Origin of the sequence: Pectobacterium zantedeschiae, assembly GCF_004137795.1 — a bacterium.
GTDB lineage: Bacteria > Pseudomonadota > Gammaproteobacteria > Enterobacterales > Enterobacteriaceae > Pectobacterium > Pectobacterium zantedeschiae.
Map to the genome: position 1 here is coordinate 112979 of NZ_NWTM01000005.1, position 23907 is coordinate 136885.

Annotated in this window: 18 protein-coding genes; 7 read left to right on the forward strand and 11 right to left on the reverse strand. The window is 49.8% G+C overall.

Annotated elements, in window-relative coordinates; all coding sequences use genetic code 11:
• Positions 1-442: 442 nt before the first annotated feature.
• Positions 443-1018 carry a DJ-1/PfpI family protein gene (locus CLR69_RS20405; protein WP_129713097.1) on the forward strand — a complete coding sequence of 192 codons (576 nt, stop codon included), beginning with the start codon at positions 443-445 and terminating at the stop codon, positions 1016-1018.
• A gap of 68 nt (positions 1019-1086) precedes the next feature.
• On the opposite strand, the gene xylR is transcribed toward CLR69_RS20405, so the two are convergent.
• The 4 genes from xylR to xylF form a co-directional block, all read right to left on the reverse strand.
• On the reverse strand, positions 1087-2265 hold the full coding sequence (xylR, locus tag CLR69_RS20410) for a D-xylose utilization transcriptional activator XylR (protein WP_129709253.1): 1179 nt from the start codon (positions 2263-2265) through the stop codon (positions 1087-1089).
• Between the two features lie 136 nt (positions 2266-2401).
• Positions 2402-3583, reverse strand: a complete 1182-nt coding sequence (xylH, locus tag CLR69_RS20415; RefSeq protein WP_129709256.1) for a xylose ABC transporter permease XylH — start codon at positions 3581-3583, stop codon at positions 2402-2404.
• Positions 3561-5102 carry a xylose ABC transporter ATP-binding protein gene (locus CLR69_RS20420; RefSeq protein ID WP_129713096.1) on the reverse strand — a complete coding sequence of 514 codons (1542 nt, stop codon included), beginning with the start codon at positions 5100-5102 and terminating at the stop codon, positions 3561-3563. Before CLR69_RS20420 ends, xylH begins: the two co-directional genes overlap by 23 nt.
• Before the next feature lie 120 nt (positions 5103-5222).
• On the reverse strand, positions 5223-6218 hold the full coding sequence (gene xylF / locus CLR69_RS20425; protein WP_129713156.1) for a D-xylose ABC transporter substrate-binding protein: 996 nt from the start codon (positions 6216-6218) through the stop codon (positions 5223-5225).
• Positions 6219-6576: 358 nt separating this feature from the next.
• Between xylF and xylA the strand changes: the two genes are divergently transcribed.
• Complete coding sequence (gene xylA, locus CLR69_RS20430; protein WP_129709262.1) at positions 6577-7896, forward strand: xylose isomerase; 1320 nt, start codon at positions 6577-6579, stop codon at positions 7894-7896.
• A gap of 66 nt (positions 7897-7962) precedes the next feature.
• Complete coding sequence (xylB, locus tag CLR69_RS20435; protein ID WP_129713095.1) at positions 7963-9420, forward strand: xylulokinase; 1458 nt, start codon at positions 7963-7965, stop codon at positions 9418-9420.
• 30 nt (positions 9421-9450) lie between these two features.
• Here xylB and CLR69_RS20440 read toward each other — a convergent pair whose 3' ends face one another.
• Together CLR69_RS20440 and exaC are read right to left on the reverse strand one after the other, a co-directional pair.
• A complete protein-coding gene (locus CLR69_RS20440) occupies positions 9451-10443 on the reverse strand; it encodes an acyltransferase (RefSeq protein ID WP_129713094.1) in 993 nt (330 codons plus the stop codon).
• Between the two features lie 207 nt (positions 10444-10650).
• Positions 10651-12186, reverse strand: a complete 1536-nt coding sequence (gene exaC, locus CLR69_RS20445) for an acetaldehyde dehydrogenase ExaC (protein WP_129709271.1) — start codon at positions 12184-12186, stop codon at positions 10651-10653.
• Between the two features lie 445 nt (positions 12187-12631).
• Between exaC and fdhD the strand changes: the two genes are divergently transcribed.
• The 3 genes from fdhD (at position 12632) to CLR69_RS20460 (ending at position 16624) form a co-directional block, all read left to right on the forward strand.
• Positions 12632-13465 carry a formate dehydrogenase accessory sulfurtransferase FdhD gene (fdhD, locus tag CLR69_RS20450; RefSeq protein ID WP_129713093.1) on the forward strand — a complete coding sequence of 278 codons (834 nt, stop codon included), beginning with the start codon at positions 12632-12634 and terminating at the stop codon, positions 13463-13465.
• A 259-nt stretch (positions 13466-13724) separates the two neighbouring features.
• Complete coding sequence (sodA, locus tag CLR69_RS20455; RefSeq protein ID WP_129709277.1) at positions 13725-14351, forward strand: superoxide dismutase [Mn]; 627 nt, start codon at positions 13725-13727, stop codon at positions 14349-14351.
• 380 nt (positions 14352-14731) lie between these two features.
• On the forward strand, positions 14732-16624 hold the full coding sequence (locus tag CLR69_RS20460) for a methyl-accepting chemotaxis protein (RefSeq protein WP_129709280.1): 1893 nt from the start codon (positions 14732-14734) through the stop codon (positions 16622-16624).
• Positions 16625-16732: 108 nt separating this feature from the next.
• On the opposite strand, the gene CLR69_RS20465 is transcribed toward CLR69_RS20460, so the two are convergent.
• The 5 genes from CLR69_RS20465 to CLR69_RS20485 form a co-directional block, all read right to left on the reverse strand.
• The gene (locus tag CLR69_RS20465; protein ID WP_129709283.1) at positions 16733-17095 is read right to left on the reverse strand and encodes a YibL family ribosome-associated protein; all 363 of its coding nucleotides are present in this window, start codon (positions 17093-17095) and stop codon (positions 16733-16735) included.
• Between the two features lie 92 nt (positions 17096-17187).
• A complete protein-coding gene (locus tag CLR69_RS20470) occupies positions 17188-17766 on the reverse strand; it encodes an MltR family transcriptional regulator (protein ID WP_165325095.1) in 579 nt (192 codons plus the stop codon).
• 99 nt (positions 17767-17865) lie between these two features.
• A complete protein-coding gene (locus CLR69_RS20475; protein ID WP_129713092.1) occupies positions 17866-19014 on the reverse strand; it encodes a mannitol-1-phosphate 5-dehydrogenase in 1149 nt (382 codons plus the stop codon).
• Between the two features lie 61 nt (positions 19015-19075).
• The gene (locus tag CLR69_RS20480; protein WP_129709292.1) at positions 19076-20983 is read right to left on the reverse strand and encodes a PTS mannitol transporter subunit IICBA; all 1908 of its coding nucleotides are present in this window, start codon (positions 20981-20983) and stop codon (positions 19076-19078) included.
• A 425-nt stretch (positions 20984-21408) separates the two neighbouring features.
• Positions 21409-22125, reverse strand: coding sequence for a DUF3053 domain-containing protein (locus tag CLR69_RS20485; RefSeq protein ID WP_129713091.1), 717 nt, complete (start codon positions 22123-22125; stop codon positions 21409-21411).
• 403 nt (positions 22126-22528) lie between these two features.
• On the opposite strand from CLR69_RS20485, the gene CLR69_RS20490 reads away from it, so the two are divergent.
• Positions 22529-23905, forward strand: a complete 1377-nt coding sequence (locus CLR69_RS20490) for a hypothetical protein (protein ID WP_129713090.1) — start codon at positions 22529-22531, stop codon at positions 23903-23905.
• Positions 23906-23907 lie beyond the last annotated feature (2 nt).

A 23907-nucleotide genomic window follows, 5' to 3' on the forward strand; every position in this document is an offset into this window, starting at 1 on the left:
CCGGTGTAAGCTCCTGGGGACTCGGGCGATTGCCGCCTGCCTGCAACTCGAATTATTTAGGGTATCAGCTTAGCCGCCACACCATTATGTTACGCCATACATTCATGAGCGTTCGAGCCCTGTGGACATCCCACATCAAACAGGCTGGTCGATGACCAATAATCGACACGCTCACAAATGCATATTTATGCAAAATAAGTGAGTGATAATTTAAACATCTTTTTGACGGGACAGGAAGAGAAGAGTCATGCTTTCATGCAAAAAAATTCGTGGCTAATTCACGACCAGTTAGCAAGTATAGCGCCATCTTCTCTTCAAGCTAAGCAGCAAAAATCGTTTACGCGACCCACTCGACATTAATAAAACATCGTTTCATTTATACGATATTTCTTTGCTATTCTCTTGCGGTTAACACCTTCCCTTGCATATTGCTGGAGATGCTATGTCTAAGAACGTCGCCGTTCTGCTGGCTCCTGGGTTTGAAGAAGCAGAAGCGATTATGGTGATTGATGTAATGCACCGTATGAAGATAAAAGTCACCATGCTGTCATGCTATGACAGACTGGAACTGCACAGTTATCACAATATCCGTATGTTTGCCGATGCCCTGCTGGAAAGAAACCAGGACACGCTGTTTGATGCCGTGATCATTCCCGGTGGCCCACAGGGAACGGTAAATCTGGCCGCAAACCCAATGGTTGTCGAGTTTATCCGTCGTCATGACGACGCAGGAAAGTTAATCTGCCCACTGTGCTCCGCAGCCGCACGCGTGCTGGGCGGCAACAAGCTGCTGAAAGGCCGTCGCTATGTCTGCTCTGGGGATTTATGGCAGGACGTGACCGATGGCGTTTATGTTAACAACAAAGTCGTGGAAGACGGCAATCTGATCAGCGGCAAGGGGCTGGGCGTGTCATTTGATTTTGCCTTTACCATCGCCACCCGCCTGACTGGCAAAAAAGAAGATGCCAACTTCCAGGTTGAGCACATTGATTACGATTACTGGCGCGTGCCAGCGTAACCGTTAACCAGCCTAATGATAAGGCGCGCACCGTCGCGCCTTCCCGCGCAACCTGCCTGTATGAATCCCTAATAACCTTCCCCGTAGCGCTCGCGGTACTCTTTCGGCGTAATGTCATACCCTTTCTTAAAGACGGCATAAAAATAGGGCAGCGAAGGGTAGCCACACATCAGTGAGATCTCACCAATCGAGAGCGAGGTCGAAATCAGCAAATTGCGCGCCCGATCTAATTTTTCCGCGTGAATCACACCGTGGATCGTCTGCCCTACTTCATCTTTGAAGCGTTTTTCCAGGTTAGAGCGGGAAATCCCCACAGCATCCAGCACCTGCTCGACCTTAATCCCTTTACAGGCGTGATAACGGATAAAGTGCATCGCCTGAATAACAGCGGGATCGTGCACAGAACGATAATCCGTTGAACGACGTTCGACCACTCGAACCGGCGGCACCAGAATACGTTGCAGTGACAAATCACCCTGATTTAGCAACAGTTGGTGTAGCAGTTTTGCTGCACGGTATCCCATTTGGCGCGTGCCTTGCGCTACCGACGAAAGCGCGACGCGTGACAGGTAGCGAATCAGATCTTCGTTATCGATCCCAATCACGCACAGCTTTTCCGGTACGGCAATATTCAGATGTTCGCAGACCTGCAACAGATGACGCGCACGGGAATCCGTTACCGCGATAATTCCCGTCTGCGGCGGCAGCCCCTGTACCCAATCGGCCAACCGATTTTGCGCGTATTGCCAGTTATCCGGCGAAGTTTCCATTCCCTGATACACCACGCCCTGATACTTTTCTGCCGCAACCAGCTGTCGGAAAGCGTGCTCCCGTTCCTGCGCCCAGCCTTTCCCACCCGATGCTGGCAGACCATAAAAAGCAAAGCGGTTCAGCCCCTTCTCCTTAAGATGCATAAACGCGCTTTCCACCAATGCATAATTATCCGTCGCGATATAATGCACAGGCGGGTAATCCTCAGGCTGATGGTAGGAACCGCCAACCCCCACCAGCGGAACGTTCACATCCTGTAGTAGCCGTTTGATCTCACCGTCGTCAAAATCGGCAATCACACCATCACCCAGCCACTCTTTGATGTTATCAATCCGGCAACGGAAATCCTCTTCGATGAAGATGTCCCAGTCACACTGAGAAGCCTGCAAATATTCGCCTACCCCTTCAACCACCTGACGGTCATACACTTTGTTGGCGTTGAACAGCAGCGTGATGCGATAACGTTTTTCAAACATGGTAGTCGGCGCTCATTAATCACACGTTCCCTGAATAAAATCCTCTTTCTTGAATAGCACAGCGTCCCCAGAGGCCAAAATAATTTGCTGATTATTGCGAGCCGCCACGTATTTCCTCCACAGAGCCGACGTCACGTCATACCCGCCGCTTTGTGGCAGTATCCATCCACACCGCCAATAGCAGAATTCCGCCTTTCACGACGTACTGCCAGAACGTCGGCACATCCAACATGCTCATCCCATTATCCAGCGACGCCATGATGAATGCCCCCATCACCGCACCTGCCACGCTACCAATACCACCCGCCAGACTGGTTCCGCCAATCACGCAGGCCGCAATCGCATCCAGCTCGGCAATATTCCCGGCAGATGGCGACCCAGCTCCCAATCGTGAGCTGAGAATCAGCCCGGCGACCGCGACCATCAGGCCATTAATGGCGAACACCGCCATTTTGGTGCGTTCGACATTCACTCCCGATAAGCGTGCAGCATCGATGTTCCCACCCACCGCATAGATACGGCGACCAAATGCGGTCCTCGTCGCCAAAAAAATACCGCCCAGCATCAATAGCGTCAGCACCAGAACTGGCGTTGGCACACCGCGATAATCATTCAGCAGATAGATCGCGCCCAATACAACGAGTGCGGTCAATGTCTGTCGACCGATGTCACCAGTGGGTGGATTTATCGGCAACCCTAACCGGGCACGGCTACTGCGCCGACGCCACTGCCAGGCAATAAACACCATCAGCCCGATAGCACCGAACATAAAACCAATACCAGAAGGCAGATAGCTCTGCCCAATCTGCGACATCGCCTCGCTGGTCGGGGAAACCGTTGTCCCATTGGTAATGCCGATCAGAATGCCGCGAAAAGCCAACATCCCCGCCAGTGTCACGATAAAAGAAGGGACTTTCCGGTAGGCGACCCACCAGCCGTTCCACGCGCCAAGCAACAATCCCAGTGCGAGCGTCACAACAATGGTCAGCGGCAAAGGCCAGCCAAACCAGACATCAAAAATAGCCGCCGCACCGCCCAATAACCCCATCATCGAACCGACCGACAGATCGATCTCGGCGGAGATAATGACGAACACCATACCGACCGCCAAAATGCCAGTAATGGCCGTTTGCCTCAGTAGGTTGGAGAGATTACGCGCGCTGAGGTACGCCCCATCGGTCATGTAGGTGAAAAAGAGCATGATGGCGATGATAGCAGCAATCATCACGTAGACCTGAAGATTGATGCTTTTCAGCCGTTGCAGCAGCGAGACAGAGCCAGCGACATGTTGTTGTTCAGACTGCGATGTTTTCAGCACGATGTTCACTCCTCAATGCAGCTTCCATAACCTGTTCCTGGGTTAAATCGCGATTGACCAAGTCCGCTTTGATACGCCCCTGATGCATCACCAACACCCGATCGCTCAATCCCAGTACTTCGGGCAATTCGGAAGAAATAACGATGACGGCAATATGCTGTTTTACCAACGCATTAATAAGCTTATAGATTTCATATTTGGCACCGATATCAATGCCGCGCGTGGGCTCATCAAGGATGAGAATACGAGGGTTCAGCAGCAAGCATTTCGCCAGCACCGCTTTTTGCTGGTTACCGCCGCTTAACCGGGCGATCGCCAGTTCCGGGCTGGAGGTTTTCACTTTTAGATTCGCTAGCGATTGCCGGATGATGTCCTGCTCACGGGCATCATCCAGCATGGAAAACGCTCCTGTGAATTGATCGAGCGCTGCCAGCGTCATATTCTGCGCCACGCTCATCACTGGGACGATACCGTCCTTCTTACGATCCTCCGGCACCATCGCAATTCCCTGCACCATAGCCTGCTGGCAGTTGCTGATGGTCACCTGCTTACCATCAATAAATATGTCGCCCTGCCAGCGACCGTGATAGGCACCAAACAGACACTGCACCGTCTCCGTACGCCCTGATCCCACCAGCCCAGCAATACCGAGAATCTCGCCTCGGTGCAGAGCAAACGAGACATCATCCACCCGACGAATGTGGCGGTTTACGGGGTGCCAGGCGGTAAGGTGCTCTACGCGCAGCACCTCTTCACCAATGACATGCGGTTCATTGGGATAAAGCTCTGTCAGTTCCCGCCCTACCATCATGGCAATAATCTGATCCTCACTCAGCTCAGCCGCCCGACGCGTACCAATATGCTTCCCGTCGCGAATCACGCAAATCACATCGGAGATAGCTTTAACTTCGTTGAGTTTGTGCGAAATATAGATACAGGCGATACCGTGATCGCGTAGATCCTGAATGATCTCCAGCAGGATGCCCGTTTCCCGTTCGGTCAATGAGGCAGTTGGCTCATCCAGCACCAGTAGACGCACCTGCTTGTTCAGCGCCTTGGCGATTTCCACCAGTTGCTGCTGACCCAATCCAAGCTCCCCCACTTTGGTATTCGGATCGACGGCCAGCTTGACCTGTTCCAACATACGCTGGCAGCGTAGATACATATTGTCGTAATCCATCACGCCAAAACGCGTCCACTCATTGCCCAGGAACATGTTCTCCAGCACCGTCATCTCTTTCACCAGCGCCAATTCCTGATGAATAATCGCGATGCCTTTTTGCTCCGTCTCACGGATATGGTTGGCACGCAGTTCATCACCTGAGAAGACAATCTGTCCGTCGTAGCTGCCATATGGGTAGATGGCGCACAGCACCTTCATCAGTGTGGATTTCCCTGATCCATTCTCACCGCACAGCGACAAGACCTGACCCGCCTCCAGCATCAGGCTGACGTTATCGACGGCTTTCACCGCACCAAACGCCTTCGTAATGTTTTTCATTTCCAACAGATGCGGCATCGTGGCCTCCGTGATTCAGGTGTCTCAGACATCATCAGCGACAGTGGGGAGCCACAACGTCATGTCGTGGCTCAGTAACTCTCTTTACTGCATCCTGAAATCTATTGGTTGTGGAGCGCGTTAATACACATCCGCTTTTTTGTGGAAGCCATCAGCAATGACGGTGGAATCGATATTGGATTTATCGACGGGAATTGGCGTTAATAAGAAGGAAGGGATGTCTTTCAACCCATTGTTTAGTTTAGCGTTAGACTCTGGCGTTTTACCTGATCCAAGCGCCACAGCAATATCTGCAGCATCTTTCGCCAGCTTGCTAATCGGTTTATAGACCGTCATGGTTTGCGTCCCAGCCACAATGCGTTTGATTGCTGCCAAATCGGCATCCTGACCAGAAATAGCCACTTTCCCTGCTAATCCCTGTGCGGCTAGCGCCTGAATCGCCCCGCCTGCCGTGGCATCGTTCGACGCAACGACAGCATCAATCTTATTGCTGTTCGCCGTTAGCGCATTTTCCATAATTTTTAGCGCGTTCTCTGGTAGCCAGGCATCAACCCACTGATCGCCCACCACCTTGATCTTCCCGCTCTCGATCAACGGCGTGAGCACTTTCATTTGCCCCTGACGAAACAGCTTCGCATTATTATCGACGGGTGAGCCACCCATTAAGAAATAGTTACCGCCGGGAACCTTATCGACGAGATATTTCGCCTGTAACTCCCCAACCTTTTCATTATCAAATGAAATATAAAAATCTACGTCTGCATTATTAATCATGCGATCGTAAGCAAGAACTTTTATTCCTTCACGTTTTGCTTCCGCAATAACATTACCAAGTACCTGACCGTTATAAGGAATAATAACCAATACATCGACACCGCGATTGATCATGTTTTCTATTTGAGAAATTTGCGTAGCTTCATTGCCGTTTGCTGATTGAACAAAAACATCCGCGCCCTGCTTTTTGGCTTGCTCAACAAAAAGATCGCGATCTTTCTGCCAGCGTTCAAGGCGCAAATCATCAATCGCCATACCTATTTTCACATCTTTCGCGAATCCGGGCTGACAAGCTAAAGTGAATACGGCACAAGCTGAGAGTAAAAAATGTTTAACTTTCATCATAGCGTACCTTTTTTATTTAAAATGCAGGGCATAAGACTCCAATAGCAATAGCCAGATGAGTATTGTCGCTAAACATTCCCCCATCAATTACAGATTTTTATCCTTCAATTATGTTTTTTGGTTTAATTTCCGTTTTTTGATACGGGTCATATTTTATTGTCGAGTCATATTTTTACGTTGTTACACATTGCGAAGCGTATTCAGATTAAAACACCGTTATTTTTGCGACACAGCGCACATTTAATAATTCTCTGAATTTCAGTGTGAAATAACGTAATTGAGGAAACGTTCATCCACTCCGAAAATTACTCACATTCCCGTCTCTTCCGTCTGGGTGGTTTCTAAGGAGTTAACGATGCAAGCCTATTTTGAACAGATCGAAAAAGTCCGTTATGAAGGTAGCCAAAGCAACAATCCCTTCGCCTTTCGTCACTACAATCCCGAGCAGGAAATTCTCGGTAAACGTATGGCGGATCATTTGCGTTTTGCCGTCGCTTATTGGCACACGTTCTGCTGGAACGGCTCGGATATGTTCGGCGTCGGATCCTTTGCCCGGCCGTGGCAGCAGTCCGGTGATGCACTGGAGCTGGCAAAGCGCAAAGCGGATATCGCCTTCGAATTTTTTCAAAAGCTAAGCGTGCCTTACTACTGCTTTCATGATGTCGATGTCGCACCGGAAGGGAACTCGCTGAAAGAGTATCTGCATAACTTTGCGGTAATCACCGATGTGCTAGCAGAAAAGCAGCAAGATAGCGGCGTGAAGCTGCTATGGGGCACCGCCAACTGTTTCACCAATCCTCGCTATGGCGCAGGCGCGGCCACCAGTCCTGACCCAGATGTGTTTGCTTGGGCGGCCACACAAGTGTTCACGGCAATGAACGCGACTAAAAAGCTGGGCGGTGAAAACTATGTGTTATGGGGCGGGCGCGAAGGGTATGAAACCCTGCTCAATACCGACTTACGTCAGGAGCGCGAGCAGATTGGCCGCTTCATGCAAATGGTTGTCGAACATAAACACAAAATCGGTTTTCAGGGCACGCTGCTGATTGAACCAAAGCCACAGGAACCGACCAAACACCAGTACGATTACGATGTCGCCACCGTTTATGGCTTCCTGAAACAGTTTGGGCTGGAAAAAGAGATTAAAGTCAACGTGGAAGCCAACCATGCGACGCTGGCTGGCCATTCATTCCACCATGAAATCGCCACGGCTGTCGCGCTGGGCGTCTTCGGATCTGTCGATGCGAATCGCGGCGATCCACAGCTCGGCTGGGACACCGATCAGTTCCCTAACAGCGTGGAAGAGAACGCGCTGATCATGTATGAAATTCTTAAAGCGGGCGGCTTCACAACGGGCGGACTGAACTTTGATGCCAAAGTTCGCCGCCAGAGCACCGATCGCTATGACCTTTTCCATGCTCATATCGGCGCGATGGATACGATGGCACTGGCGCTCAAGGCCGCAGCCAGAATGATTGAAGATGATAAGCTCAATCAGCTTGTTGCTAAGCGCTACGCGGGCTGGAACGGAGAACTGGGTCAGCAGATTCTGCAAGGCAACGCGTCGCTGGAATCGCTTGCTCAGTATGCGGAAAGCCATCAACTGGCACCACAGCACCAGAGTGGCCAGCAAGAATTGCTGGAAAACCTGGTTAACCGCCACCTGTTTGGTTAAAACGGTACGCCTACCTGCTACGGCAGGTTAAAAAACTGCCGTAGAACGAGGTTATCAGGAGCCACTATGTATATCGGTATTGATCTGGGCACGTCCGGTGTTAAAGCCATCCTGCTGGATGAAACAGGAAAGGTGATCGCCAGCCATAGCGCTGCGCTGGACATTTCTCGTCCACATCCGCTTTGGTCGGAGCAAGCGCCTGAAGACTGGTGGCTGGCGACAGAGCAAGCGCTACAAGCCTTGGCAGCAAAGCACAACCTTCGCGCCGTGAAAGCGCTGGGCTTGACCGGGCAGATGCACGGGGCGACCTTGCTGGACGCCCGCCAGAACGTGTTGCGACCTGCGATTCTCTGGAATGACGGACGTAGCGCAGCTCAATGCAAAACGCTAGAACAGCAGGTGCCGACATCGCGCCAAATTACTGGCAACCTGATGATGCCGGGCTTTACTGCCCCCAAACTAAAATGGGTGCAGGAAAACGAAAGCGATATCTTTCGCCAAATCGACAAGGTCCTGCTACCAAAAGACTATCTCCGCTGGCGTCTGACAGGGGAGTTTGCCAGCGATATGTCCGATGCGGCAGGAACCCTTTGGTTGGACGTCGCCAAACGAGACTGGAGCGATGCTCTACTGGAAGCCTGCTCACTGAGCCGCGAGCATATGCCCACGCTGTATGAAAGCAGCCAAATTACCGGTTATCTGCGACCTGATATCGCCAGCCGCTGGGGTATGGAGCCCGTCCCCGTCATTGCTGGCGGTGGAGATAACGCAGCAGGCGCGATTGGCGTCGGGCTGTATCAAACCGGTCAGGCGATGCTGTCTCTCGGCACATCCGGCGTTTACTTCGCCGTCAGCGACGGTTTTCTCAGCAATCCTCAGCATGCCGTCCATAGCTTCTGTCATGCACTGCCGAATACCTGGCACCTGATGTCGGTGATGTTAAGCGCGGCGTCTTGCCTGGATTGGGTCGCCCGCCTGACACAGGCTGAGAGCGTACCCGCACTCTTGCAGGAAATCACCTCGTCACCCACCGATGACACGATAACGCCGGTGTGGTTCTTGCCCTATCTTTCCGGCGAGCGTACGCCACATAATAACCCCGATGCCAAAGGCGCATTCTGGGGGCTAACCCACCAGCATGGTCGCGTAGAGCTGGCAAAAGCGGTACTGGAAGGCGTGGGATTTGCGCTTGCTGACGGGATGGATGCACTACATATGACCGGGCTAAGACCCGATAGCATCACGCTGATTGGTGGTGGTGCGCGTAGCGTCTATTGGCGGCAAATGTTGGCGGATATTAGTGGTCAAACGCTGGAATACCGCACGGGAGGCGATGTCGGGCCAGCGCTAGGGGCTGCCCGTCTGGCGCAAATTGCTATGCATCCCCATACGCCACTGGCAGAACTCTTGCCACCGCTACCACTGGAGCAGGTGCATCAGCCAAATACCCAGCGCCACGCCGACTATGCCGAGCGGAGACGCACATTTAAAACGCTCTACCAACAGCTTAGTCCGTTGATGTAACACTGTTCGTCCAATGTACTGGACAGTTCGTTAACTCACCCAGCGCCGCAAATCAATCTTCTGTAGCGCCATCGAAAGCAGCAGGCTGGCCACCAGCGCGATGGCAAACACAGAGAAGATATCGAGAACTGGATGATCAGGCAGTGTCACATCATGCGTACGCAGGTAGTGAATGATCAACGCGTGGAAACCGTAAATAGCCAGCGAATGGCGCGAAATGATGGCAAAACCCGGTAAAACACGCTGGCTAAAATACTGCTTAAACACCACCCACAGGCTGACCGCAGCCAGAAAAACTAACGGGCCACAGTAGATATAAAACGTCTGGGTGAACGTATCATTCAATAATGTGTGGTGCTTCGTCCCCATCGCAATCAATGCGACACACACGATGAAGAATGGGATAGCGGCAAGCGCGACTTTCTTTGGCACGTCCAACATGCCCAACGCACGCCCCAATGCGGCATACAGCACGTAGTAAAACGTATCGCCGTAAATATAGAGATTAACAGGCAGTAATTTAAAACCTTCAAACCCCACCCGCCCCGTATTGGGGTTGGCGACAACAGCCAATAAGATAATCAAGACCGCTAAATATTTGCCCGATACTGGCTTGATGTTAATCAGTGGGGAGAGCAGATAAATCACGACAATGGCGTAGAAAAACCATAAGTGATAAAAGATCGGTTTTTGCAGCGCATGGTGCAATGAATTCAGACCATTAATCGGCGTGAGTGTCGCGATATAGATCAGCGCGACTGTACTGTAAAAAAGCAGGCATAAGCCGATACGCAGGAAGTGTTTTTTCCCCGCACTACGCTCACCAAAGAATAAATAGCCCGAGATCATGAAAAACAACGGGACGCAGACGCGCGAAGCAGAGTTCAGGACATTCGCCACATCCCAATGCCCGTCACCCGGCGTGCCACCCGCAGTAATATAGTAAGTTGTACTATGAATCAGAACGACCATCATACAGGCTAACGCCCGTAGGTTATCAATCCAGCCGATCTTATCCGTCATGCACAACCTCTTGAAAGCAAAGCGCTATTCAAAATAGCGTAGCCGTTGTTAGGCGCCGACACAATCAACTATCCATAATCAGCAACTAACAATCGGGCAAATCTGAGTGCTCAGGACGAATTAACACGGAAAACGCGTATCGATTTACGCTATGGATGCGCACCCACCCACAGTGGTAGGCGCGCAGGGTTTTAAGGACGTATGCTGTTAGAACAACCCCATCGGCTTGTCAGAGTAACTCACCAATAGGCACTTGGTTTGCTGATAGTGTTCCAGCATCATTTTATGGTTCTCACGCCCAATACCGGACTGCTTATAGCCCCCAAAGGCTGCATGTGCCGGATAAGCGTGATAACAGTTGGTCCAAACTCGACCAGCCTGAATACCGCGCCCCATTCGGTAAGCAATATTACCGTTACGGCTCCATACGCCTGCACCCAAACCGTATTCCGTATCGTTGGCTATCTCCAGTGCTTCTTCCATCGTTTTAAACGTTGTTACCGCCAGCACTGGACCGAAAATCTCCTCCTGAAAGACGCGCATACTGTTTTTACCAAACAATATCGTCGGCTCCAGATAATAGCCTTCCGCTAGTCCACCCGGCATCGCCTTGCGTTGGCCGCCCGTAAGCACCCGTGCGCCCTCTTTCTTACCGATATCAATATAGTTAAGGATGGTGTCGAGCTGGCCTGCTGACACCTGTGCGCCCATCATGGTTTTGCTGTCCAGCGGGTTACCGATGCGGATAGCCTCAACGCGCTTGATTGCACGCTCCATAAAACGCTCATAGATAGATTCCTGCACCAGCGCACGGCTTGGGCAGGTACAAACCTCTCCCTGATTGAAGGCAAACAGTGTGAAACCTTCGAGCGCTTTGTCAAAGAAGCTATCTTCCTTATCCATCACATCGGCAAAGAAGATGTTCGGCGATTTACCGCCCAGCTCCAGCGTTACTGGCGTCACGTTCTGCGCCGCATAGCTCATGATCTGCTGGCCCACCTCGGTTGACCCGGTGAACGCAACTTTCGCGACGCGTTTTGACGTCGCCAGATATTCACCAATTTCACTTCCCGAGCCATTGACGACATTAATGACCCCCGCAGGCAGCAGATCCTGAATCAGCTCCATCAAAATCAGCACCGACATCGGCGTCAGTTTGGCAGGCTTCAGCACAATGCAGTTACCGGCGGCCAGCGCAGGCGCCATCTTCCAACAGGCCATCAGCAGCGGGAAATTCCAGGGAATGATTTGCCCGACAACACCGAGAGGCTCATGAAAATGATAAGCCACGGTATCACCATCAATTTCGCTGATCGCCCCCTCTTGTGCCCGGATACAGGCCGCGAAATAGCGGAAGTGGTCAATCGCCAACGGCACATCCGCCCCGCTGGTTTCGCGTATCGGCTTACCGTTATCCCAGGTTTCTACCTGCGCCAGCAGCTCAAGATTTTGCTCCATCCGGTCAGCGATTCGGTTAAGCACCAGCGCCCGTTCCTGCACCGACAGGCCACCCCATTCCGCTTTTGCCTTGTGAGCGGCATCCAGCGCGTGGTCAATATCTCGCGTTGACGAACTGGCTACTTCACACATCGGTTGGCCCGTCACTGGCGTCAAATTGACAAAATACTGACCAGCATCAGGCGGAACCCAAGCTCCACCGATAAAATTGTCATAGCGTTTTTTCAGATTGAGAGAACCGACTTCGCCAAACTCTGATCGACCTTCGAGATTATCGTGTGCCATTTCAGTCTCCTTTTCATTTCCGGGTGAGCGGCCATGCCGCAGTGAAAAAAGAGGCAAGCAGTAAGCAGTTATATGAAGCCTATACGGGGTATGACGTTAGCGACAGGGGTCAGCCAAAGAAGAAAGCAACTCTTCGAGTTAACGCACAGTTTCTTTCCTATTACAGGAAAAATACATATTGCTATGCGAGCACGCTCGATGTTCCTGGAGAAAAATTCGCACCTCTTCTGGCGCGGCGAGATATACGCTAAATAGTTCGAATGTCGGGACAAAATGTATTCGTTTTGAATAACGCGAAGCGTTAACTCTTTAGGCTGTGCTCAGCCATGAGCATCGTAACGCGGCAGGGGAAGGACAAGTTCGTCGGGAACGAATTTGACCAGCCAACGCACATGCAACTTAAAGTATGACGGGTATAATACTTTCAATTTCCATGGTTACTAACATGCAGGTATTTCAGGTGAAAGGGGTTCATTCACAAGCGGACGCCGCCCTCAAAGGCGCAACGCAACATTCGGTCTATCATCCCGATTCGCTTCATCAGCCACAGCCCGATTGGCTGGCGGAAGAAGTGCCCGTGGCGCTGGTTTATAACGGTATCTCGCATGTCGTTATGATGGCATCACCGAAGGAGTTAGAACAATTCGCTCTCGGGTTCTCCCTATCTGAAGGCATTATTCAATCACCGGCAGATATTTACGGCATTGATGTACAGCCCGTCTGTAACGGTATTGAAGTTCACATTGAGCTTTCGAGTCGACGCTTTGCCGGTCTAAAAGAACGACGCAGATCGATGGATGGCCGCACAGGCTGTGGCGTATGTGGCGTAGAGCAGCTAGCAGAAATCGGCAAGCCGATTGCACCTCTACCCTTCACACAGACATTTTCCCTCAGCAAACTTGAAAACGCGCTGATGCGGCTACGTGATGTGCAGAAGATCGGCCAGATGACAGGCTGTACTCACGCTGCAAGTTGGGTAGCACCAGACGGCACGCTATCAGGGGGAAGCGAAGATGTCGGCCGTCATGTGGCGCTGGATAAACTGCTTGGTGCCCGAGCCAAACAAGGGTGGCAACAGGGTGCCGCACTGGTTTCCAGCCGAGCCAGTTATGAAATGGTCCAAAAATCCGCCATGTGTGGCGTAGAAATCTTGTTTGCTGTCTCTGCGGCAACCTCGCTCGCCGTTGACGTCGCACAACGCTGCAACCTGACTTTGGTGGGTTTTTGTCGACCAGGGCAAGCGACCATTTACACACATCCACAGCGTCTAAGTGAATAAACCATTGTTGTCAGGATAGCGGTGGCTCGCAGCCAACACACAAGCAATTTGAGGTATAGCGGGTATAGATTAATTTGTTTTTACATAGTGCGATAACGACATAAGCGTTTGTTATCATGAAGTAAAGCAATCTAACTCACGACATCAGATCGAGAATAATCATTTTCAATATCATTTAATTAACTATAATGAACGTATTGCTTACGCGGTACTCATAGAACAGTGCCGTAACATTTTTTTTACCATGGAGATGCTAAACATGAGTTATTCACTGCCATCGCTGCCTTATGCTTATGACGCACTGGAACCGCATTTCGACAAAGAAACGATGGAAATTCACCATTCCAAACACCATCAGGCTTACGTCAATAATGCTAATGCCGCGCTGGAATCTCTGCCTGAGCTGGCTAAATTGTCTGTTGAAGAGCTGATTGCTCAACTGGATAAAGTCCCTGCTGAGAAAAAAGCAGCACTGCGTAACAACGCTGGCGGCCACGCTAATCACAGCCTGTTCTGGAAAGGCCTGAAAGTAGGTACTACGCTGACTGGCGATCTGAAAGCAGCAATCGAACGCGATTTCGGCAGCGTCGATGCGTTTAAAGAAAAATTTGAGCAAGCAGCAGCAACCCGCTTCGGTTCAGGCTGGGCTTGGCTGGTTCTGAAAGACGACGGCAAACTGGCTGTAGTCTCTACTGCAAACCAAGACAGCCCGCTGATGGGTGAAGCTATTTCTGGTACCTCTGGCTACCCAATCGTCGGTCTGGACGTATGGGAACACGCTTACTACCTGAAATTCCAAAACCGTCGCCCAGATTATGCTAAAGCATTCTGGAACGTGCTGAACTGGGACGAAGCCTCAGCTCGTTTCGCTAGCGCGAAAAAATAAAACCGTTGGATACCTGATACCATCAGGCTCCTTCCGTGTTTGAATAGAGACTGGAATAATCGCTTGTTATTCCAGTTTTTTATTATGCCTCACCTCGTATGTTCTGTTTCTCTTCTCTCGCTATTCCCCCATCAGCACACACGATCGACTAGCCGCGATCTCACGCGGTTTACTCATTTCTGCTAGTACGCAGGCTTCAAACCCGAAAAGCAGGCGGCGCGTAAAGTTTCAGAGTAGAGTGCCGATATCTACTGCGGGTTTTTATCATGTTGTTTTGCAGAGATAAGCTTGGCATGCGGTAATCCGAGATGCTAACACCGCTAACCAAGTGTGCATCAGGATAGTGAATTTGGCTCAATACGATATAGTGGTGAAATGTGATGGCTATGAATTTTGACAATCTAAAAGTCGGTAAAAAATTAGGATTAGGCTTTTTCCTGATTCTGCTGATGACCATGGTGATTGCCGGCGCGGGTATTATGCATATAAGCTCGCTGAAAGACAGTATTGATAAAGTTAATTTAAGCAACAATATCAATGATGAAATTAACCAGGCTAAATATTACCGTGCATTATACGGCACCACCTATAATCCTGATGATATAAAAAAGAACATTGAGCACATTTCTAATGTTAGTAAACTCGCTGAAAAAGCAAAAGAATTTACCTGGCCGGAAAGCGACGCCAAGAAAATAGCCAGCATCCCTACATTAATTACCAGCTACCAGGAAAAACAAAAAGGTTATATTAATGCAGTAAGCACCAAAGACGCCGTCAGAAAAAGCTGGAATATCTCAACGACAGAAAAACCACTGCAACAGCTGAATGACCAATTAAAGACAGACAATAACAGCACTACGCTTCAATTATTACTTTCTGACCTGAACCAAAAACTGATTGCCGTTCGCTACCACGTTCGTGGCTTATTACTTTCAACCAATAAAGAATCCGAAGAAAAACTGACGGATTCCATCAACGCAGCACAAACATCATTAACCTTCCTATATCAGAGCCTGTCTGCCGAACAGCGTGACACACTGGCGCCAGTTCTGACGATCATGAACAATTATGAAGAACAAGTGTTGGCATATATGCCAGCCTATCAGGACGAAATGGCGCAGGCAGGGCAAATGCAGGCTGTCGCCGATCAGTTGAATGTCGTCATTAAATCTCTGCTTAGCGATCAGTTAGCGGCCTCACAGGCAGATATTCACAATGCCACGCTGCAAATGAGCATCGCAGCACTGATTACACTACTGCTTGGTCTGCTGATTTCCTGGTTTATTTCACGTCAGATCACGACACCGCTTGGCAACACATTGAGCATGGCTGAAAAAATCGCGACAGGCGATCTTACTATGTCCATCAACACGACTCGTAAAGATGAGCTGGGTCAGTTGATGAGTGCGATGTCGAAGATGAACGACAACCTGCACAATATGATCGACGACATTCGCGTTGGCGTCAGTCAGATTTCTAACGCATCCAGCGAGATCGTTGCGGGCAATACAGATTTGTCGTCACGGACCGAACAGCAGGCTGCTGCCGTTGAGCAAACCGCCGCCAGCATGGAACAGCTCACCGCGACAGTTAAGCAAAACGCAGATAACGCACACCAGGCCAACAAACTGGCAATCAGCGCGTCCCAAACCGCCAGACAAGGTGGTGAGCAGGTGAATAACGTGGTGCAAACCATGACCGCGATTGAGAGCAGCTCTAAACGTATTGCGGAAATCACGTCCGTCATCAATAGCATCGCCTTCCAGACTAACATTCTGGCATTGAACGCTGCGGTGGAAGCCGCTCGCGCCGGTGAACAAGGTCGTGGCTTCGCCGTTGTCGCTAGCGAAGTCCGTAGCCTTGCCCAGCGTAGTTCGCAGGCGGCGAAGGAAATTGAAGGCCTGATCTCTGAATCGGTTAATCAGGTATCACGCGGTGCGACACTGGTCGGCAATGCTGGCAAAACGATGAATGATATCGTTACGTCTATCACGCAGGTGCATGACATCATGGGCGAAATTGCCACCGCATCGGATGAGCAAAGTCGGGGAATTACCCAGGTTAATCAGGCAATTGTTGAAATGGATAGCACCACGCAGCAGAACGCCGCGTTGGTTGAACAATCCTCTGCCGCCGCCGACTCGCTGGAAGAGCAGGCAAGACTGCTGAAACAGGCGGTTTCCGTCTTCCGTCTGGCCAACGCACAGCATGACGATACCCCCGCAGGTATCGCGTTTAACAACCAAACGCATCGTCTGCACGCACCGCGCTGATCTATTATAAGAAGCCGCAAAAAACAAAGCCCCTGTTCAACAGGGGCTTCATCAATAAATCACGATAACGCGTCCATCACTCTCCTCCACCAGTGCAGAGAAAAAACCTCAGAACGATTTCGGCGCGTAGCCTGTCATCTCTTTTAAACCCATCTCGCGACCGAGTGCCGTCATCGGATGCACAATCACCAAACCGCGAACGTTTTTCTTCAACGTTCCCATATCAGCCTGCTCTTTTTTAGTAATCGCACGGTTGAAAGGTAAGTTCGCCAATTTCTGTGCTTCTTTGCTGAGTTTCTGTTCTCTCACGTTACGCAGGCGCTCAATTTCAGCCGTTAGCTTCTCGCAGGCCTCCAGATTGAGGGCGATGGCTTCGGCGTCACCTTGTGCCAGCAGCGTGGTCTGCTTATGCGTCAGCTTATCCAATTGGTCGCTGAGCCGTTTGATCTCTGCTTTTTCCTGCTCTTTCATAAAAGATAACCTATATAACGGGAGAATAATGCGGGGCACAGCATACACTATACTCTTGGCTGACGCAGTGACGTGATACCGAGGAAATAGGGTTAAAACGCTTTTTTCAGACTAATTTGCGCAATCAATGTAGTCAGGGATAAAACCAGCGTGGAACGTACCATCTGCTGATAACGCTGCTGTTGCATATTCACCAGAAGGGGATCGGCGTCCGCCCCCGGCGGTAACGCGGGTTCTGCGGGCAACGCCACAACGCAGTGCAGCTCGCCAATGGGCCCTAAAATTTCATCATCGGTAAAACGATAATGCCGATCGTCATGTGCTAGCTCGTCGCCCAGCGCCATTAACAGTTCCGCATCTTCATACTCTTTACGGCTGATCATCCCCAGGCCATAAATCAATTTCAGGCGCACGGAAAGATCGCCCAGCGGGCCCGTTCCCGTCATCAGGGGTTCAACGGCATACTTCACCGCATAGTCGTCTTTACGGAATACCTGCAACATCAGGATACTGGCCGCCTCAGCCAGCAGTTCAACGGCGCAGAGCATAAAATCGCGCACAGTCTTCCCTGAGTTCAGCGCTTCCAGAACCCGGTTTTCAAACGCCTGTGTTTCTTCCATCGTCACTTCTCGACCCTTTAAACCCGCACAGCATACCCATCTCGGTAGCATGCTTACCGGCAGGTGTGGCGACATCCAATCCCCGACGTCGCCCGTATACATTTCACCGTGTCGAAAAGACCACACTTGCCTTGTGCCGAGACGCGCCGATTACTGCATGGCGTTATACACATTCACTGCTTGCGCGACAACCTCGCTATTCGCATCCAGACCAGAAATCTGCACAAGCGCCGCCTGCGGCCCTTGTGTACGAATTAACTCGGCCAGTTCCAGCGCCTGTGGATCCTGTTCGCTACGATAATGCATCGCGGCAGCAATACCGGTAATCAGGTTGTCATGTGGTAAATGGTATTCCAGCGTTCCGAGCAACGGCTTGATCAGACGGTCACCGGCGCTCAGCTTACGCAGCGGCTGGCGACCAACGCGATCCACATCATCATGTAGATGAGGATTTTCAAAGCGGCTGAGAATTTTGTTGATATAGGCAGCATGCTTATCCGCATCAAAACCGTAACGGTTGATAAGTACCGCCCCGCTCTCTTCCATTGCGCCTTTGACCACGGCTCTAACTTTCGGGTCAAGGATCGCATCACGGATTGTTTGATGACGTGCCTGCTGGCCGAGGTAGGCCGTAATCGCATGGCCAGTATTAAGCGTGAACAGTTTACGTTCAACAAACGCCATCAGATTGTCGGTCAGCTCCATACCGGGAATCGCTGGCGGTTCACCGCAGAACTGCGTTTTATCAACGATCCATTCGCTGAAGGTTTCTACCGTCACCGCCAATACATCATCGCTGCCCGCTTCAGAAGGAGGCACAATGCGGTCCACAGCGGAATCCACGAATCCCACATGCTCGACAACCCATTCCTGATGGGCTTCCGGCAGCAGTTTCAGAACATGCTGTTTTAACTGGCTGGTGCCACGCACCATATTTTCACAGGCGATAATGTTCAACGGCCGGGTGTTGGCGTCGTCATGACGTTTAACCAGCCCCTGAGCGATAGTTCCGGCGATTTTTTCCAGAATCTGCGGCCCTACTGCGGTTGTCACCAGATCGGCCACAGCAATTAATGCGACAGCATCCTGACCACCGCTGTGAACAGCACTGACGTTGCTGACGGTATCAACCTGTGTGTTATCGCCAACAATACGCACCGCATAGCTTTTACGACTGTTGAGCGCATCCAGCAGCAGCTGATTGACGTCAGCGAATGTCAGTTCGACGTTGGCATCCGCCAACAGTTTACCAATAAACCCACGGCCGATATTACCTGCGCCAAAATGTAATGCTTTCATGAGACATAACCTTAAAAAAACATAAAAAGAGGCCGCCCGAAGGCGGCACTAGCCACGTCAATTAGGCACTCTTTTTACCAGAGAGTAAGTCGAGTACTTCCTGAACATCCTGGGTATGTGCTAGACGTTCAATGACGGCATCATCATCCAGCGCGTTGGTCAGGCTGGTAATGACTTGAATATGTTCGTTATTGCGGGCAGCAATACCGATAACCAGGCGAGCGACTTCATCTTCTTCATCGCCAAAACGAACGCCTTCAGGGTATTGGCAGAAGACAACGCCCGTTTTCAGCACGCGGTCTTTCGCTTCAATCGTGCCGTGTGGCACGGCAATCGATTCACCCAGATAGGTGGAAGTCAGTTTTTCGCGTTCCAGCATGGCTTCAACATACTCAGGTTCGACATAGCCGCCTTTTACCAGTTGCTCACCAGCAAAGCGGATTGCCTGCTCTTTGTGTGTCGCATGCTGATTCAGGAACACATTACCCGCCCCCAGTTGGAACAGGTTCGTTTGTACATCGGCTACCGCTGGTGCTGGTGCCGCGACAGTTTCAGGCTTCGAGACCCCTTGCGCTGCCACAAGACGGGCGGCCAGATCGCTATACAGACCACTATCAAGGAAGTTGGTCAGCGAAATATGCTGTGCCTGCGGCGCATGACGCATCGCACGCTCGGTCAGATCGCGGTGGGTAATAACCAAATCAACATCGTCTGGAAGACTATTGATCGCGCTGTTAGTCACCGAAATATTGGTCAGCCCGGCATCCTGCACTTTCTTGCGCAGCACACCTGCGCCCATCGCGCTGGAACCCATACCGGCGTCGCACGCTACGATGATTTTACGCACGGTGCTCATGTCGCCGCTGACACCAGTGCTCGCTGCTGCACCTTTGGAAGAGGCTTTCATTTCCTGCACGCGGCGCGTCGCGTCGCCCAGATCTTCTTCTTTTTGCTTGGTGCTTTTCAACAGAATCGCTGACACGATAAAGGACACCGCGAAAGCCGCAGCAATGGCTGCGAGGTTAGCGAAATAAGCACCTTTTGGCGTCATCGCTAACACTGCCAGAATTGAACCTGGGGACGCAGGTGAAACCAAACCACCACCCAACACGCTCAGCGTAAACACGCCAGTCATCCCGCCCAGGATCACCGCAATAATCAGACGTGGATTCATCAGCACGTAAGGGAAGTAAATTTCGTGAATACCACCCAGGAAGTGGATAATCGCCGCACCCGGTGCTGACTCTTTCGCGTTACCACGACCGAAGAACATATAAGCCATCAGCACGCCCATACCTGGGCCTGGGTTCGCTTCGATCAGGAAGAAAATAGATTTGCCGGTTTCCGTCGCCTGCTGAATGCCCAGCGGTGAGAAGATACCGTGGTTAATAGCGTTGTTCAGGAACAGAATTTTTGCAGGTTCAACAAAGATGGACGTAAACGGCAGCAGGTTGTTCTGTACCATCAGGTTAACGCCGGAAGCCAGCACCTGAGAGAAGACTTCAACCAGCGGGCCAATTGCTAAGAACGACAGAATTGCCAACAACATACCGATAATACCGGCAGAGAAGTTGTTGACCAGCATTTCAAAGCCGCTCTTGATTTTACCATCGACCATGCGGTCAAAACGTTTGATCGCCCAGCCGCCCAACGGACCTACGATCATTGCGCCGAGGAACATCGGGATATCGGTTCCGACGATCACACCCATCGTCGTAATTGCACCCACCACACCACCACGCTCACCAAATACCAAGCGTCCGCCGGTATAACCAATCAGCAATGGCAGCAAATACGTAATCATTGGACCGACAAGCTTCGCCAACGTTTCATTGGGAATCCAGCCAGTTGGGATAAACAGTGCGGTAATAATACCCCAGGCGATAAATGCGCCAATATTGGGCATCACCATATTGCTGAGGAAGCGGCCAAAGTTTTGCACTTTGATCTTAATATCTGGTGAAAGCATAAAAACACACCCCTATTGAAACGCGCTGACAATAAGAGCGCGTGGTAATTATCGTGAGACGGCGTGGCTATAAAAACACTGATTGCCACAAGAAAATTTCCGTCATTATTACTGTATGCAGCGCGGACTCTAACACGCTGTTTTCATACCGCAACCTCATGGCAGCAACGTGACAAAAATCACACAACCACCCTACATCAACGATACAAATAGGTGATTTACTTCACAAAAAACCGTTAAAAATGAAAAACTAAACAGATTTGTAGACAAACACGGCGTCTTATATGTGATTTACATCACACTTTAAAGACCCTTGTTTGTTTTGTTTATGTGATGTTAATCACAATTTATTTTTCCCTCTCGCCAGCCAAACTCATCTTATCCAGAAAACCTACCCACTAAGATCGGCTCACTAAAAGAGGCTATTAGGGATAATTCACGCCATTTACCCCTCTGAGCGCATTCATTAAATTTTGCTGCTGAACGGGTAATGCTGCCACCATACCGTTATATTGCGCCACTTGCTGTGGCGTACGAAATTGCACAGACGCACCGTTAAATACGGCCTGATCGCCCTGAGCCTGAAGGAAATCCCCAATCTGAATCAGGCTTTGTGCAAACGACGTAGCATTCGGAATAGCCGGCAACAACGCATTAGTAGGCTGTATTACCGTGCGCGCATACAAGCGCTCATAAGGAATTTGCACCTCTTCAGGCTGCTTTAATGTGCGGTGGGCATTGTCAGCCTGCGCTTTTGCCGCCTGAACATGCTGCGTCAACAGGCTCATGGTTCCGACAGATTGCCTTAGTGCATCACGCTGTGTCAGATAGTCCTTAGGGACGCGAATACGGGAAATTTGCCCCAGCATCGGTGTCAAACTGCCGGACACGGCCTGATCAAACTGCTGAGAAAAGGTGGTTAAAATTGCGTAATCGTTGGTGAAATTGCCAAAATTCTTCTTTTGCTCTTCCGTCAATGCTGGCAGTCTTCCATCCTGCTGCGACTGCACACTTTGCAGGAACGCAATAAATGCCTTCCGCTGCTCAGCTTCGCTGTCACCACAGGCAGCAAGCTGCAATGCCGCCAGAATAACCAGAACTGGCAGCAGCCAGCGTGAACGATACGTTATCAGCCTTCTCATTCCCTACTCCTGTTATGCTTACTGCCCCACCAGCCGTGCTTTATACGGACAGGAACACGCTAGCGACGGATTTTCCATGACAAGATTTTCTACGACATAAGCATAGTCGAATCAGTCTGGCTATGCAGAAAAAGGCCAAGCCTGGCGTTCAAGAGAAATAAAAACCAGTATGGTTATTGTTTAATCGAACACATATTATTAAAATTGCGTTTCATCTCGCATTTTTCATCCGAATAATAAAAATCGCCAAAATATGAGGTTACTCGACAATATGAAAAAATAGATTGCAAAATGAAACTATTAACAAGGTAACGAATATACAATTTACTACCTTAAATAAATAAAAAGTGACTCTTTTAGCACGATAGCTTTATTTTTAACAAACGGACAATTTGACTACTCTATGCTTAGTATATTACCCCTTGACACATGGTTTTTTATTGCTGTAATCCTTGCCTACTTCATTTATAGCAACTGGAATTTTACCGAGAAGAAAGCCCATGAGTCACCAGGGATCCTCATTACTATAGGAATATTGGCAACCTTCCTTGGGATTGCGTTAGGCTTGGCATCATTCGATATGAATGATGTGGAAAATAGCTTACCTACGCTGATTAATGGCATCAAAACTGCATTTTGGGCCTCTTTTGTGGGTGTTGCTTGCGCATTAATTATAAAATGGCGCTATGCGTTTCGTGGTGTAAGGACAAAAAACAACCAACTGATACCCACTGATTCAACAATTGACGATATTGTTCAACACCTACAGTTTTCTACAGAATCGATTAAACTATTACACTCTACTACAGAGAAAAATAGTATTTCTCTGCTAGCAGAGCTACAAAAAATGAGCAGCAATCAAAGTACTCAACTGACCAATATACATAACGCATTTACTGAGTTTGCAAAAAATCAAACTGAAAACAACTCAAAAGCATTAATTGAAGCGTTAAAAGAAGTTATTCATGATTTTAATGAGAAAATTGGTGAGCAATTTGGCGATAACTTCAAACAGTTAAATGAAGCTGTCGGTAAAATAAATGAATGGCAACAACAATACAGTCTGCAAATGCGAGAGATGATTGAGCAACAAACTCAAACAACTACGAATATGCAGCAAGCGACCCAATCCTTTACTGAAATAATGACACAATCCGAATCGTTTACTCAAGTTGCAAGAGATATTCATCAAACGATTGGGACAGCCTCCAGTTTAGAAAAAGGTATAGAAGAAAATCTAAAACAATTAGCAGAATTAATTGAATCATCAAAAACAGGCATCCCCGAAATAGAAAAAGGAATCATGGCTATTATAGAGGATGTGAGAAACGGGGCTACAGCCTCTGCCACAGTCATTGGAGATAGTATTTATACTGTAACGCAAACATTGGAATCCTCAGCAGCAGACTTTAGCAACCAGATGATAGGTAGCTCGAAAGCTATGTCCGATGCGATAAAAAATCAAAATCAGGAAATGCAAAAATCTTTTCAGCAAACAGGAAAAGAGCTACAAGAACAAGTAGTACGTCTTTCTCAAGATCTCACTAAATATATGCAGCGACACAATGAAGATGTTACGAATAATATTGTCGAGCTGAGTAAGAAAACGGAACAACAAGTTCAAACATTAGATGCAGCTTTAGCTGCTGCGTTGAAAAAATCTCTCGATAGCCTCGGGCAACAATTAGGAGCGCTATCCTCTAAATTTGTACAAGATTACGATCCTCTAACAGAAAAACTAAGAGATGTCGTACGTCTATCAGAGAATTTAAGAGGATAACA